We start from the raw sequence: 13,227 nt of genomic DNA, 5'->3' as shown, positions 1-13,227 counted from the left end.
CCGGGTAAGCTGCGCGCCACCCGGCACTGCCTGAAAGTGCGAAGAGGTGATGTATGTGCGAATTGCTCGGGATGAGCGCGAATGTGCCAACAGATATTTGTTTTAGCTTTACCGGGCTGGTTCAGCGCGGTGGAGGCACCGGCCCGCATAAAGATGGCTGGGGTATTACCTTTTATGAAGGTAAAGGCTGTCGCACATTTAAAGATCCGCAGCCCAGCTTCCAGTCGCCGATTGCGAAACTGGTACAGGACTATCCCATCAAATCGTGCTCAGTCATCGCCCATATTCGCCAGGCTAACCGCGGTATCGTTGCGCTGGAAAACACCCATCCCTTTACCCGCGAGCTGTGGGGACGCAACTGGACCTATGCTCATAACGGCCAGTTAGAGGGCTATGAGTCCCTGGATACCGGAAATCTCCAGCCGATCGGCGAGACCGACAGCGAAAAAGCCTTCTGCTGGCTGCTGCACTGCCTGACCGAGCGCTATTCGGGGACGCCGGACGATATGGTTGAAGTGTTCAGCTTTATCGCCACCCTCGCGGGCTCGCTACGGGAAAAAGGCGTCTTTAATATGCTGTTGTCGGACGGGCGTTACGTGATGGCGTTTTGCTCGACGAATCTGCACTGGATTACGCGGCGGGCGCCGTTTGGCGTGGCAACGTTACTGGATCAGGACGTAGAAATCGATTTTCAACGGGAGACCACACCTAACGATGTGGTCACCGTTATCGCCACTCAGCCGCTGACCGGCAACGAGACCTGGCATAAAATCATGCCAGGCGAGTGGGCGTTATTTTGCCTCGGGGACCGTGTAGTTTGAAGCCAGCTGCGGCTGGATAACTTCATGACTGAGCGGCTTGCTGACGATATAGCGGCCATCGGCCACTGAGATAACCGGCGGCTTATGGGTTTGCTGGAAATAGTCGTAGCCTGGCTTCAGCTGTTTCCAGAAATCCGCATAGTAGGAGTATTTGTGGCGTTCCATATTGGCATTGGTCATGCGGAAAGGATAAATGCTGACCTGCACGCTGGACTGGCCGAACACGAGCGCGCCGGTCACAAACTGGAAAATCTCATCAATGCCGGTATCGGTCATCGCGTAGCAGCCGATGGATACGCAGGCACCGTGAATCATCAGGTATTTACCTTCATAACCATGGGCGCGATCGTAGGCGTTCGGGAAGCCGATATTAATGGCTTTATAGAAACGGCTGTCAGGCTTGAGCTGATTGCGCGTCACGCTATAAAACCCTTCCGGACTTTTGAAGTCGCCCTGACGCTGCTTCGGCCCCAGACCGCCGGAATAGTTACAGATCCGGTAGCTGTCGAGTAGCTGGTAGGTTTCGCCCATTTTGACGTAGAGATCGAGCGTACGCTCTTCTTTGAAGATCTCAATGTAAACCGGGGAACCCATTAATTGTTGCTTGTATTCTTTGCTAACCGGCGTCGTCGAGCCGCTATTGCTGAGTAACCCAGCAAATGAAACGCACGGCAACAGAAGCATCGCAATAAATAATGCGATTTTGCGCATACTGCTTGTTCCTTGATAAATCAAAAACCACATTGCCAGGACGGCAAGAGATACCCGAAATCAGACTTTTCTGGATTTAGAGCGCTCACATTAGCATCACGGCATTTTTTCGCAAGCGCGGCCTTACCGCGTTTACAATTTAGTTGTCCTTTATAGCGAATCTGACGTCAAAGCGCAGTCAGAACTTTGCGCAATAGATCTCATTTTATAGGTAGTTAATCGTGGTTTATCTACTGACGCCGCTCACGAAATGTTACACTTGCGCCGCTTAACGATCAGGGTAAGAAAGGATGCTTCTCTCCCGTCTTGTGAACCGCCAGGACTCAGCTTTTCCTTTTCTCTGATTTCCCATCAATGTTGCTGGCCTCGGTCTGATATCGAGGTTTAAGTTACGGATACCTGCTAACGATATGATTAAAATCACGAAAGGGCTGAATCTGCCCATAGCTGGCATGCCATCACAGCAGAAAACTTCTCAGGTTGCCGTCAAACGCGTCGCGCTGCTGGGCGAGGAGTACGTCGGTATGCGCCCCTCAATGGCGGTGCGCGAAGGTGACCGGGTACAAAAAGGGCAGATCCTCTTCGAAGACAAAAAGAACCCCGGCGTCTGCTTTACCGCACCTGCGGCTGGGGTGATTGGCGCCATCCATCGCGGCGAACGTCGGGTTCTGCAATCCATTGTTATCGATGTCGACGGCGATGAGGCCGTCTCCTTCCCCCGCTATGCACCGGGCGACCTGGCTGGATTGGCGCGGGAAACTGTGCAGCAGCAGCTGCTGACTTCCGGCCAATGGACGGCATTCCGCACCCGTCCGTTTAGTAAAACGCCGGTGCCGGGGAGCGTACCGGCGGCGATTTTCGTGACCGCTATTGATACCAACCCGCTGGCGGCAGATCCGCAACCGATTATTCTGGCCCACCGCGAGGCCTTCGATGCGGGACTCACCGTGCTCACCAGCCTGACGGATGGCAAAGTGCATGTCTGCCAGGCCAGCGGCGGCAAGCTCGGTGGCCACCCCGCAGGGCAGGTGACCTTTAACCAGTTCGCCGGGCCGCATCCGGCCGGGCTGGCAGGCACCCATATCCATTTCCTTGAGCCCGTCAGCCTGAATAAACAGGTCTGGCACCTTAACTATCAAGATGTTATCGCCATCGGCCGGCTGTTTCTCGACGGGGAACTTTACAGCAAACGCGTGATTGCGCTCGGGGGCCCGCAGGTCAAAGAGCCGCGGCTGATCGAAACCTGCTGCGGCGCCAGTCTTGATGAACTGCTGGCCGGTGAGCTGCTGGAGGGGGAAAACCGGGTCATTTCCGGCTCGGTGCTGAGCGGTACCCACGCCCAGGGGCCGTATGCGTTCCTTGGTCGCTATCACCTGCAGGTGAGCGTCGTGAAGGAAGGGCGTGAGAAGGAGCTGTTTGGTTGGGTGATGCCGGGCAAAGACAAATTTTCGATTACCCGCACCACGCTCGGACATTTTCTCAAACACAAACTGTTCAGTTTCTCAACGGATACCAACGGCGGCGAGCGTGCGATGGTTCCCATCGGCAACTACGAGCGCGTGATGCCGCTGGATATTCTGCCGACGCATCTGCTGCGGGATTTGCTGGCGGGAGACACCGACAGCGCGCAGGCGCTGGGCTGCCTGGAGCTGGATGAAGAAGATTTAGCGCTCTGCACCTACGTCTGCCCGGCAAAATATGAATACGGCCCGCTGCTGCGTGACGTCTTAACCCGCATTGAGCAGGAAGGATAAGTGATGGGTTTGAAAAATCTGCTGGAAAAAATTGAGCCGCACTTCACCCACGGCGGCAAACTAGAAAAGTACTACCCGTTGTATGAGGCGGCGGCGACTATTTTCTATACCCCGGGTCAGGTGACGAAAGGGGCCTCTCACGTCCGTGATGCCATCGACCTCAAGCGGATGATGATCCTGGTGTGGCTGGCGGTGTTCCCGGCGATGTTCTGGGGCATGTACAACGTCGGGCTGCAAACTATCCCGGCGCTACACAAACTCTACGGCGCGGAGCAGCTGCAGCAGGTGATCGCCAGCCACTGGCACTATAGCGTGGCGCAGTGGCTGGGGGTGAACTTTGGCCCGGATGCGGGCTGGCTGAGCATGATGGGGCTGGGCGCAGTGTTCTTCCTGCCCATTTATCTCACCGTGTTTATCGTCGGCGGCTTTTGGGAAGTGCTGTTCGCCATCGTGCGCAAACACGAAATCAACGAAGGCTTCTTTGTTACCTCCATTCTGTTCGCGCTGATTGTGCCGCCGACGCTGCCGTTATGGCAGGCGGCGCTGGGCATCAGTTTTGGCGTGGTGATTGGCAAAGAGATCTTCGGCGGCACCGGGCGTAACTTCCTCAACCCGGCGCTGGCCGGGCGTGCATTCCTGTTCTTCGCCTATCCGGCGCAAATTTCCGGCGATCTGGTGTGGACGGCGGCGGACGGTTTCTCCGGCGCAACGCCGCTTTCTCAGTGGGCGAGCCGCGGCGGTGAAGCGCTGGTGAATGTCACCAGCGGCCAGCCGGTCAGCTGGATGGATGCCTTCCTCGGCAATATTCCCGGCTCCATCGGCGAGGTCTCGACGCTGATGATTCTGCTTGGCGGCGCCATCATCATTTTCGGTCGCGTCGCCTCCTGGCGCATTGTCGCCGGGGTGATGATTGGCATGATTGCCACGGCAACGCTGTTTAACTTTGTTGGCTCTGATACCAACCCGATGTTTGCCATGCCGTGGTACTGGCATCTGGTGCTCGGCGGTTTTGCCTTTGGCATGATGTTTATGGCGACCGACCCGGTGTCGGCGTCGTTCACCGACAAAGGAAAGTGGGCATACGGTGCGCTGATTGGCGCGATGTGCGTGCTGATCCGCGTGGTGAACCCGGCCTATCCGGAAGGGATGATGCTGGCCATTCTGTTTGCCAACCTCTTTGCGCCACTGTTCGATTACCTGGTGGTGCAGGCCAATATCAAGCGGAGGAAGTCGCGTGGCTGAGAAAAAAAGTAACGATAGCATCGGCAAAACGCTGCTGGTGGTGCTGGTGCTTTGCCTGGTCTGCTCGGTCATTGTTGCCGGTTCTGCGGTGGGGCTGAAGCCGCGCCAGCAGGAGCAAAAAGCGCTCGATAAACAGCGTAACATTCTCTCCGTTGCCGGGCTGATGCAGCCGGACATGAAGCAGGAGGAGATTGCCTCGGTGTTTGCCGAGCGCATCAGCCCGCGGCTGCTGGATTTGAAAAGCGGCGAACTGCTGGAAAAAGATCCGGACTCCTTTAATCAGGGGCTGGCGCTGAAAGATCCTGAGCAAAGTACCGTGCTGGAGGCCAGCCAGGATCCGGCGGGCATCAAGCGTCGTACTAACGTGGTGGAAATCTACCTCGTGAAAGACGAGCAGAAAAAGGTTCAGGAAGTGGTGCTGCCGATTTACGGCAACGGCCTGTGGTCGATGATGTACGCCTTTGTGGCGCTTGATACCGATGGCCGTACCGTGAAAGGCATCACCTATTACGATCAGGGCGAAACGCCGGGCCTTGGCGGCGAAGTGGAAAACCCCGCCTGGCGTAAACAGTTCATCGGCAAAAAAGTGCTCGACGACAGCGGCATGCCGGCGCTGAAAGTGGTGAAAGGCGGTGCGCGTCAGGGTGATGACTACGCGGTTGACGGCCTTTCCGGCGCAACGCTCACGTCCAACGGCGTGCAGCACAGTTTTGATTTCTGGATGGGGGAGCAGGGCTTTGGTCCGTTCCTCAAGCAGATTCGTGAAGGAGGCCTGAACAATGGCTGAGCTCGATGAGATGAAAGAAGTAAAACGGGTGCTGGTCGGGCCGTTGATTAGCAACAACCCTATTGCCCTGCAGGTGCTGGGGGTCTGTTCGGCGCTGGCGGTGACCACCAAGCTGGAAACCGCATTCGTCATGACTATCGCGGTAACGCTGGTGACGGCGTTTTCCAGCATGTTTATCTCGATGATCCGCCACCATATTCCCAACAGCGTGCGCATTATCGTGCAGATGGCGATCATCGCCTCGCTGGTGATCGTCGTCGATCAGCTGCTGCGCGCCTACGCCTACGAAGTCTCCAAACAGCTGTCGGTGTTCGTCGGGCTTATCATCACCAACTGTATCGTGATGGGGCGCGCGGAAGCGTATGCCATGAAGTCGCCGCCGCTGGCGAGCTTTATGGACGGTATCGGTAACGGTCTGGGCTACGGCGCCATTCTGATGATTGTCGGTTTCCTGCGCGAGCTTATCGGCAGCGGCAAACTGTTTGGCGTCACCGTGCTGCAAACCGTGCAGAACGGCGGCTGGTATCAGCCGAACGGCCTGTTCCTGCTCGCGCCGAGCGCGTTTTTCATCATCGGTCTGCTGATCTGGGCGCTGCGCAGCTGGAAGCCGGAACAGCAGGAGAAGGAGTAACCGAGTATGGCTCATTACCTCAGTCTTTTTGTCCGCGCGGTGTTTGTTGAAAACATGGCGCTGGCCTTCTTTCTCGGCATGTGTACGTTTCTTGCGGTGTCGAAGAAAGTCTCCACGGCGTTTGGTCTTGGCGTAGCGGTGACGGTGGTGCTCGGCATTTCCGTGCCGGTGAACAACCTGATTTACAACCTCGTACTGCGCGACGGTGCGCTGGTGGACGGGGTGGATTTGAGCTTCCTCAACTTCATCACCTTTATCGGGGTGATCGCCGCGCTGGTGCAGATTCTGGAGATGATCCTCGATAAGTATTTCCCGTCGCTGTACAACGCACTGGGGATCTTCCTGCCGCTTATTGCCGTGAACTGCGCCATTTTTGGCGGCGTCTCCTTTATGGTGCAGCGCGACTATAACTTCCCGGAATCCATCGTGTATGGCTTCGGCTCCGGTATCGGCTGGATGCTGGCGATTGTGGCGATGGCGGGCATCCGCGAAAAAATGAAATACGCAAATGTGCCCGCGGGTCTGCGCGGGTTAGGGATCACCTTTATTACCACAGGTCTGATGGCGCTGGGCTTTATGTCATTCTCCGGTGTGCAGCTATAAGGGCGGAAAGTATGGAAATTATTCTTGGCGTCGTGATGTTCACGCTGATCGTGCTGGTGCTGTCGGGGCTGATCCTGGCGGCGCGCTCGAAGCTGGTCAACGCCGGTGATGTGGTTATTGAAATCAATAATGAAGCGGATAAACAGATTCGCACGCCGGCGGGCGATAAGCTGCTGAATACGCTGTCCAGCAACGGGATCTTTATCTCTTCTGCCTGCGGCGGCGGCGGTTCCTGCGGCCAGTGCCGGGTGACGGTGAAGGAGGGGGGCGGTGATATCCTGCCTACCGAACTTTCCCATATCAGCAAACGCGAGGCGAAAGAGGGCTGCCGTCTGGCCTGTCAGGTCGCCGTGAAACAAAACATGAAGATCGCGCTGCCGGAAGAGATTTTTGGCGTCAAAAAATGGGAGTGTGAAGTTATCTCCAATGATAACAAAGCGACTTTCATTAAAGAGCTGAAGCTGGCCATCCCGGAAGGCGAAAGCGTGCCGTTCCGCGCGGGCGGCTATATTCAGATTGAATGTCCGTCGCATAAAGTGGCGTATGCCGATTTTGACGTGCCGGACGAGTACCGCGCGGACTGGGATAAATTTAATCTGTTCCGCTATGTTTCCGAGGTTAAAGAGCCGACGCTGCGCGCCTATTCGATGGCGAACTATCCGGATGAGAAGGGCATCATTATGCTCAACGTGCGTATTGCGACGCCACCGCCGAAAGTGCCGGATGCGCCGCCGGGGATCATGTCTTCGTATATCTGGTCGCTGAAAGCCGGTGATAAGGTGACGATTTCCGGGCCGTTCGGCGAGTTCTTCGCGAAAGAGACGGACGCCGAGATGGTCTTTATCGGCGGTGGCGCTGGTATGGCGCCCATGCGTTCGCATATTTTCGACCAGCTTAAACGGTTGCACAGCAAGCGCAAAATCAGCTTCTGGTACGGCGCCCGTTCGCTGCGTGAAATGTTCTATGACGATGAGTTTGAACAGCTGGCACGTGAAAATCCGAACTTTACCTTCCACGTGGCGCTTTCCGATCCGCAGCTGGAAGATAACTGGAACGGCCACACCGGCTTTATTCACAATGTGCTGTATGAAAACTACCTGCGCGATCATCCGGCGCCGGAGGACTGCGAGTTTTATATGTGTGGGCCGCCGGTGATGAATGCCGCAGTGATCAAGATGCTAAAAGATCTTGGCGTTGAGGATGACAACATCATGTTGGATGACTTTGGAGGTTAATGATGTTGACGGTGTTTGTGGCAACCTTCGTCATTTTCGCGCTGGTTATTCTGGGGATGTCCTTAGGATATCTGATAAAGCGCAAAAGTCTCCAGGGCAGCTGCGGCGGTATCTCATCGCTGGGGCTTGAGAAGGTCTGCGACTGCCCGGAGCCGTGCGATGCACGTAAAAAGCGCATGGCTCGTGAAGCACAGCGCCAGCAAAATCGGATCCTCTGATCTCTCCGTAGGCCCGGCAAGCTTGCGCCGCCGGGCATTATTGCCTGATGGCGCAAGCTTATCAGCCCTACAAACCCCGCTTCTCATTCCTTGTATTATTACTGTATACTTAACCAGTAATCGTTGAGGGCTGAGTATGCGCAAAATTATCCATGTCGATATGGACTGCTTTTTTGCCGCCGTGGAAATGCGGGATAATCCAGCCCTGCGTGATATCCCCATTGCCATCGGCGGTAGCCGGGTACAGCGGGGGGTGATCAGCACGGCCAACTATCCGGCGCGCAAATTTGGCGTACGCAGCGCGATGCCGACCGCGATGGCCCTCAAGCTTTGCCCGCATTTAACCCTGCTACCCGGCCGCTTTGATGCCTACAAAGAGGCCTCGTCCCATATCCGTGAAATCTTCTCACGCTACACGTCGTTAATTGAACCGCTGTCTCTGGATGAGGCGTATCTCGACGTCAGCGATAGCGTTCACTGCCAGGGCTCTGCGACGCTGATCGCGGAAGAGATTCGCCAGACCATTTTTCACGAGCTTGAACTGACCGCCTCTGCCGGTATCGCGCCGGTAAAATTTCTGGCGAAAATTGCTTCCGATATGAATAAACCCAACGGTCAGTTTGTGATTGCGCCGCATCAGGTCGCGGAGTTTGTCCGAACGCTGCCGCTGGCGAAGATCCCCGGCGTGGGGAAAGTCTCAGCCGCAAAGCTGGAAAGCATGGGGCTGCGTACCTGCGAAGATGTGCAGAAAAGCGACCTGGCGATGTTGCTCCGCCGTTTTGGTAAGTTTGGTCGGATCCTGTGGGAGCGTAGCCAGGGAATCGATGAGCGGGAGATCAACAACACCCGACAGCGTAAATCGGTTGGCGTTGAGCGTACGCTGGTGGAGGATATCCACGAGTGGTCTGCCTGTGAGAGCATCATTGAGCACCTCTATCCAGAGCTGGAGCGGCGGGTGCTGAAGGTCAAACCGGACCTTCTGATTGCCCGTCAGGGGGTAAAGCTGAAATTCAATGATTTTCAGCTGACCACTCAGGAACATGTCTGGCCGCGCCTGAATAAAGAGGATTTGCTCTCCACCGCCTACAAAGCCTGGCACGAACGGCGGGGCGGTCGCGGAGTGCGGCTGGTCGGGTTGCATGTGACGCTGCTCGATCCTCAACTGGAGCGGCAGCTGGTACTGGGGTTATAACGATGCTGAAGATCAGACCTTATCGCGACGATGATTTTACTGCGCTGTGCGCCATTTTTCTGCGCGCGGTACAAGAGACCGCCAGTCATGATTATTCACCCCGCCAGATAGCCGCCTGGGCGCAGATAGACGAGACCCGCTGGCGGCACAAAATGAGGGAGTCTCTGGTATGGGTCGCGGCGATGGACCAGCGTCCTGTGGGGTTTATCACCGCCGTGGACCGCTATATCGATCTCCTGTTTGTGGCGCCGGAGTATGGCCGCCGGGGTATTGCCAGCGCGCTACTCCAGGAACTGTTTACGCAGATACCGCATGGCTCCCTGACGGTCGACGCGAGCATTACGGCAAAACCGTGTTTTGAACGGCATGGTTTCAGGGTCGTGGAAGAACAGCAGGTGGCGGTGCGCGGCGAGACGTTTATTAATTACCGTATGGAGAAGGTGAGACGGCCCGGATAAGGCGCCACGCGCCGCTATCCGGACCGTTTATTGCCGTAACTTACTTCGCAGGAATCGCTTTCAGCAGTTCCGTCAGCAGCGTCCAGTATTGACCAACGCTTTCGATATGCACCTGCTCATCCGGAGAGTGCGGGCCGGTAATGGTTGGCCCGATGGAGACCATATCCATATTCGGGTACGGTTTCTTGAACAGACCGCATTCCAGGCCGGCGTGGATAATCTGGATGTTCGGCGTCTTGTTGAACAGACGCTGATAGGTTTCACGCACCAGATGCATCACCGGTGAGTTCGCGTCCGGCTGCCAGCCAGGGTATGCGCCTTTGGCGTCGGTTTTCGCGCCCGCCAGTTTACCCAGTGAATCCAGCATGCTGACGACATAATCTTTGCCGCTGTCGATCAGCGAACGAATCAGGCAGTGGATCTCAACATTATCATCGGTCATGGTCACGACGCCGACGTTCAGAGAGGTCTCGACAACGCCTTTTGCCACGTCAGAGTTACGAATAACACCGTTTGGCGTGGCGTTGAGCAGACGCACAAAGCCGTCACGGGATTGCACGGTCAGGGCCGCTTTGTCGTTGACGACAGAGTCCAGCAGCAGCACCAGATTTTTCTCTTTTGCCGCCAGTTCGTTTTTCAGGATGTCCTGATAGGTGGCGACCAGCGCTTTCAGCGCATCGACCTTATCGGCCGCGACCGCGACGGTAGCGAAAGCTTCACGCGGAATGGCGTTACGCAGGGTGCCGCCGTTGAAATCGACCAGACGCAGGTCCAGCTCTTGCGCGTGACCGGCGAGGAAACGGGCCAGCAGCTTGTTGGCGTTCCCCAGACCGACGTGAATTTCGCCGCCGGAGTGACCGCCTTTCAGCCCTTTTAAGGTCAGCTTAAAGCTCTGGAAACCTGCCGGCACCGCTTCGCGGGTTAAGGTCAGGTTGGAGGTAAAGTCGATACCGCCGGCGCAACCCATATAGATTTCGCCCTCTTCTTCAGAGTCGGTATTGATCAGGATATCGGCCTGCAGCCAGTTAGCCTGAAGACCAAACGCGCCGTCCATGCCGGCTTCTTCGGTCATGGTCAGCAGCACTTCCAGCGGGCCATGTACGACGCTGTCATCAGCCAGCACTGCCAGCGCAGAAGCCATACCGATGCCGTTATCCGCGCCCAGGGTGGTGCCGCGCGCTTTGACCCACTCGCCATCGATATATGGCTGAATCGGATCTTTAGTGAAGTCATGAACGGTGTCGTTGTTTTTCTGCGGCACCATATCGAGGTGCGCCTGCAGAACAACCGGTTTACGGTTTTCCATACCGGCCGTGGCGGCCTTACGAATCAGAATGTTGCCAACCTGATCGCGTTCTGCGTGTAAGCCTTTTTCTTTTGCCCAGCCCATGATGTGTTCAGCGAGTTGTTCTTCGTGATAGGACGGATGGGGAATGGAGCAGATTTTGGCAAAAATATCCCATAGCGGCTGCGGGGATAATTGAGACAATTCAGACACGATGAGTCTCCTTACGATCGCCTGCAAAAGTCTTTTGCAGGTCGAGGGTTAGCAATAAAAAATACAACAGGCGCAGGCTTGCGCGGTGGGGTTGAGAATACCACTTTCCACGCCGACTGGTAGTGTAAACAACGCAAAAAGCGCTGGGATGGCCGCTTAACACTGGTTTTTAGTGCGTCAGATCTCTATAATCTCGCGCAACCATTTTCCCCCTCGAACATCATTTAAGCCGTATAACACAGGCTGGGACACTTCACATGAGCGAAAAATACGTCGTCACCTGGGACATGTTGCAGATTCACGCCCGCAAACTGGCCAATCGTCTGATGCCTTCTGAACAATGGAAAGGCATTATTGCCGTAAGCCGCGGTGGTCTGGTACCGGGTGCATTACTGGCGCGTGAACTGGGTATTCGTCATGTTGATACCGTTTGCATTTCCAGCTACGACCACGATAACCAGCGTGAGCTGACCGTCCTGAAACGCGCTGAAGGTGATGGTGAAGGTTTCATCGTGATCGATGACCTGGTCGATACCGGCGGTACCGCCGTCGCTATTCGCGAAATGTACCCAAAAGCACACTTCGTTACCATTTTTGCTAAACCGGCTGGTCGTCCGCTGGTTGATGATTATGTTGTTGATATCCCGCAGGATACCTGGATTGAACAACCGTGGGACATGGGCGTGGTGTTCGTACCGCCGATCTCAGGTCGTTAATTTACAAGGTGAGTGCTATTTACCACGCCCGGTTATGCCGGGCGTGGTTTTTTTTGCCCGTATGCAGGTTACAATAGCCCGGAGTGGCAACACGATGGAGGCTGCACATGTCACAAGCTAACCTTAGCGAAACACTGTTTAAACCTCGATTCAAACATCCAGAAACGTCTACGCTGGTGCGCCGGTTTGCGTCAGGTTCGCAACAGCCGATCCACTCTGCGCTCGACGGGAGCAATGTCGATCACTGGTATCGCTTGATTAACCGTCTGATGTGGATCTGGCGCGGCGTGGCGCCACAGGAGATCCTGGATGTGCAGGCGCGCATTGTGATGAGCGATGCTGAGCGTACGGATCCGGAGCTTTATGACACCGTGGTGGGCTATCGCGGCGGCAACTGGATTTTCGAATGGGCCAAACAGGCGATGATCTGGCAGCAAAAGGCCGGGCAGGAAGCCGATCCGCTGAGCAGCGGGCGCCACTGGCTGCATGCATCCAATCTCTATAGCATTGCCGCCTACCCACATATTAAAGGTGATGAGCTGGCGGAGCAGGCGCAGGCGCTGGCTAATCGGGCCTATGAAGAGGCGGCTCTTCGCCTGCCGGGCGAGCTGCGCGAGCTGGAGTTTCCTGTGCCCGGCGGCGCGCCGGTGACCGGCTTTTTACATATGCCGAAAAGCGAAGGTCCGTTCCCGGTGGTCCTGATGTGCGGCGGTCTGGATGCGCTGCAGACGGACTACTACAGCCTGTATGAGAACTATTTTGCGCCGCTGGGGATTGCCATGCTGACGCTGGATATGCCTTCGATAGGCTTCTCGTCAAAATGGAAGCTAACCCAGGATACCAGCCTGCTGCATCAGCATGCGTTGCGGCACCTGACGAATGTGCCGTGGGTCGATCATACCCGGGTTGCAGCGTTCGGTTTCCGTTTTGGGGCGAATGTGGCCGTCCGTCTGGGTTATCTGGAACCGCAGCGCTTAAAAGCCGTGGCCTGCCTCGGCCCGGTGGTGCATAACCTGCTGGTGGATCCGCTGCACCAGGGCCGGGTTCCGGAAATGTATCTCGACGTTCTGGCATCGCGGCTGGGCATGCACGATGCATCTGATGAAGCATTGCGCATAGAGCTGAACCGCTACTCATTAAAAACCCAGGGGCTTCTGGGCCGTCGCTGTCCGACGCCGATGCTTTCTGGCTTCTGGAAAAACGATCCGTTCAGCCCGGAAGAGGAATCGCGCTTAATTACGTCGTCATCCGCCGATGGTAAGCTGCTGGAGATTCCATTTAAGCCCGTTTATCACAATTTCGATCGCGCATTGCGCCAGATTGCCCGCTGGATCAATCAGAGATTTAGTTAATATATTGCT

General features: G+C 56.0%; 14 protein-coding genes. 12 read left to right on the top strand and 2 right to left on the bottom strand.

Annotated elements, in window-relative coordinates; genetic code table 11:
* Positions 1 to 53 precede the first annotated feature (53 nt).
* On the top strand, positions 54 to 821 hold the full coding sequence (locus DSD31_RS20645) for a class II glutamine amidotransferase (protein WP_004858226.1): 768 nt from the start codon (positions 54 to 56) through the stop codon (positions 819 to 821).
* Here DSD31_RS20645 and dpaA read toward each other — a convergent pair.
* Positions 792 to 1,532 carry a peptidoglycan meso-diaminopimelic acid protein amidase gene (dpaA, locus tag DSD31_RS20640; RefSeq protein ID WP_015585090.1) on the bottom strand — a complete coding sequence of 247 codons (741 nt, stop codon included), beginning with the start codon at positions 1,530 to 1,532 and terminating at the stop codon, positions 792 to 794. The two genes, DSD31_RS20645 and dpaA, sit on opposite strands and share 30 nt — an antisense overlap.
* Before the next feature lie 410 nt (positions 1,533 to 1,942).
* Between dpaA and DSD31_RS20630 the strand changes: the two genes are divergently transcribed.
* The 9 genes from DSD31_RS20630 to DSD31_RS20590 all read left to right on the top strand — a co-directional run bounded on the left by DSD31_RS20630 (position 1,943) and on the right by DSD31_RS20590 (position 9,652).
* Positions 1,943 to 3,286: a Na(+)-translocating NADH-quinone reductase subunit A gene (locus DSD31_RS20630; protein ID WP_004858233.1), complete on the top strand. Its 1,344-nt coding sequence runs from the start codon at positions 1,943 to 1,945 to the stop codon at positions 3,284 to 3,286.
* A 3-nt stretch (positions 3,287 to 3,289) separates the two neighbouring features.
* Positions 3,290 to 4,528 (top strand): NADH:ubiquinone reductase (Na(+)-transporting) subunit B, encoded by a 1,239-nt coding sequence (locus DSD31_RS20625; protein ID WP_004858236.1) that lies wholly within the window; start codon positions 3,290 to 3,292, stop codon positions 4,526 to 4,528.
* A complete protein-coding gene (locus tag DSD31_RS20620; protein WP_004858241.1) occupies positions 4,521 to 5,315 on the top strand; it encodes a Na(+)-translocating NADH-quinone reductase subunit C in 795 nt (264 codons plus the stop codon). Before DSD31_RS20625 ends, DSD31_RS20620 begins: the two co-directional genes overlap by 8 nt.
* Complete coding sequence (locus tag DSD31_RS20615) at positions 5,308 to 5,946, top strand: NADH:ubiquinone reductase (Na(+)-transporting) subunit D (RefSeq protein WP_004858245.1); 639 nt, start codon at positions 5,308 to 5,310, stop codon at positions 5,944 to 5,946. The genes DSD31_RS20620 and DSD31_RS20615 overlap by 8 nt, the downstream gene beginning before the upstream one ends.
* A 6-nt stretch (positions 5,947 to 5,952) precedes the next feature.
* A complete protein-coding gene (nqrE, locus tag DSD31_RS20610) occupies positions 5,953 to 6,549 on the top strand; it encodes an NADH:ubiquinone reductase (Na(+)-transporting) subunit E (protein ID WP_004858248.1) in 597 nt (198 codons plus the stop codon).
* A gap of 11 nt (positions 6,550 to 6,560) precedes the next feature.
* The gene (gene nqrF / locus DSD31_RS20605; protein ID WP_015585087.1) at positions 6,561 to 7,784 is read left to right on the top strand and encodes an NADH:ubiquinone reductase (Na(+)-transporting) subunit F; all 1,224 of its coding nucleotides are present in this window, start codon (positions 6,561 to 6,563) and stop codon (positions 7,782 to 7,784) included.
* A gap of 2 nt (positions 7,785 to 7,786) precedes the next feature.
* On the top strand, positions 7,787 to 8,002 hold the full coding sequence (gene nqrM, locus DSD31_RS20600) for a (Na+)-NQR maturation NqrM (protein ID WP_004858255.1): 216 nt from the start codon (positions 7,787 to 7,789) through the stop codon (positions 8,000 to 8,002).
* 136 nt (positions 8,003 to 8,138) lie between these two features.
* Entirely contained in the window at positions 8,139 to 9,194 is a 1,056-nt protein-coding gene (gene dinB, locus DSD31_RS20595) for a DNA polymerase IV (protein WP_004858258.1), read from the top strand.
* Between the two features lie 5 nt (positions 9,195 to 9,199).
* Entirely contained in the window at positions 9,200 to 9,652 is a 453-nt protein-coding gene (locus tag DSD31_RS20590; RefSeq protein WP_032724333.1) for a GNAT family N-acetyltransferase, read from the top strand.
* Between the two features lie 40 nt (positions 9,653 to 9,692).
* On the opposite strand, the gene pepD is transcribed toward DSD31_RS20590, so the two are convergent.
* Entirely contained in the window at positions 9,693 to 11,150 is a 1,458-nt protein-coding gene (pepD, locus tag DSD31_RS20585; protein ID WP_113991288.1) for a cytosol nonspecific dipeptidase, read from the bottom strand.
* A gap of 257 nt (positions 11,151 to 11,407) precedes the next feature.
* Between pepD and gpt the strand changes: the two genes are divergently transcribed.
* Complete coding sequence (gpt, locus tag DSD31_RS20580; protein WP_004858267.1) at positions 11,408 to 11,866, top strand: xanthine phosphoribosyltransferase; 459 nt, start codon at positions 11,408 to 11,410, stop codon at positions 11,864 to 11,866.
* Between the two features lie 107 nt (positions 11,867 to 11,973).
* Positions 11,974 to 13,218 (top strand): esterase FrsA, encoded by a 1,245-nt coding sequence (gene frsA / locus DSD31_RS20575; protein ID WP_004858270.1) that lies wholly within the window; start codon positions 11,974 to 11,976, stop codon positions 13,216 to 13,218.
* Positions 13,219 to 13,227 lie beyond the last annotated feature (9 nt).

This window comes from Klebsiella sp. X13, assembly GCF_003323835.1.
Lineage (GTDB): Bacteria > Pseudomonadota > Gammaproteobacteria > Enterobacterales > Enterobacteriaceae > Klebsiella > Klebsiella ornithinolytica.
The sequence above is the reverse complement of the archived record's forward strand: the minus strand, read 5'-3'. Positions and strand labels throughout refer to the sequence as shown.

Excerpts from the sequence above, each read along its gene's own strand:
- DSD31_RS20645 (WP_004858226.1), top strand. The coding sequence starts at position 54 with ATGTGCGAATTGCTCGGGATGAGCGCGAATGTGCCAACAGATATTTGT.
- dpaA (WP_015585090.1), bottom strand. The coding sequence starts at position 1,532 with ATGCGCAAAATCGCATTATTTATTGCGATGCTTCTGTTGCCGTGCGTT.
- DSD31_RS20630 (WP_004858233.1), top strand. The coding sequence starts at position 1,943 with ATGATTAAAATCACGAAAGGGCTGAATCTGCCCATAGCTGGCATGCCA.
- DSD31_RS20625 (WP_004858236.1), top strand. The coding sequence starts at position 3,290 with ATGGGTTTGAAAAATCTGCTGGAAAAAATTGAGCCGCACTTCACCCAC.
- DSD31_RS20615 (WP_004858245.1), top strand. The coding sequence starts at position 5,308 with ATGGCTGAGCTCGATGAGATGAAAGAAGTAAAACGGGTGCTGGTCGGG.
- nqrE (WP_004858248.1), top strand. The coding sequence starts at position 5,953 with ATGGCTCATTACCTCAGTCTTTTTGTCCGCGCGGTGTTTGTTGAAAAC.
- nqrF (WP_015585087.1), top strand. The coding sequence starts at position 6,561 with ATGGAAATTATTCTTGGCGTCGTGATGTTCACGCTGATCGTGCTGGTG.
- nqrM (WP_004858255.1), top strand. The coding sequence starts at position 7,787 with ATGTTGACGGTGTTTGTGGCAACCTTCGTCATTTTCGCGCTGGTTATT.
- dinB (WP_004858258.1), top strand. The coding sequence starts at position 8,139 with ATGCGCAAAATTATCCATGTCGATATGGACTGCTTTTTTGCCGCCGTG.
- gpt (WP_004858267.1), top strand. The coding sequence starts at position 11,408 with ATGAGCGAAAAATACGTCGTCACCTGGGACATGTTGCAGATTCACGCC.
- frsA (WP_004858270.1), top strand. The coding sequence starts at position 11,974 with ATGTCACAAGCTAACCTTAGCGAAACACTGTTTAAACCTCGATTCAAA.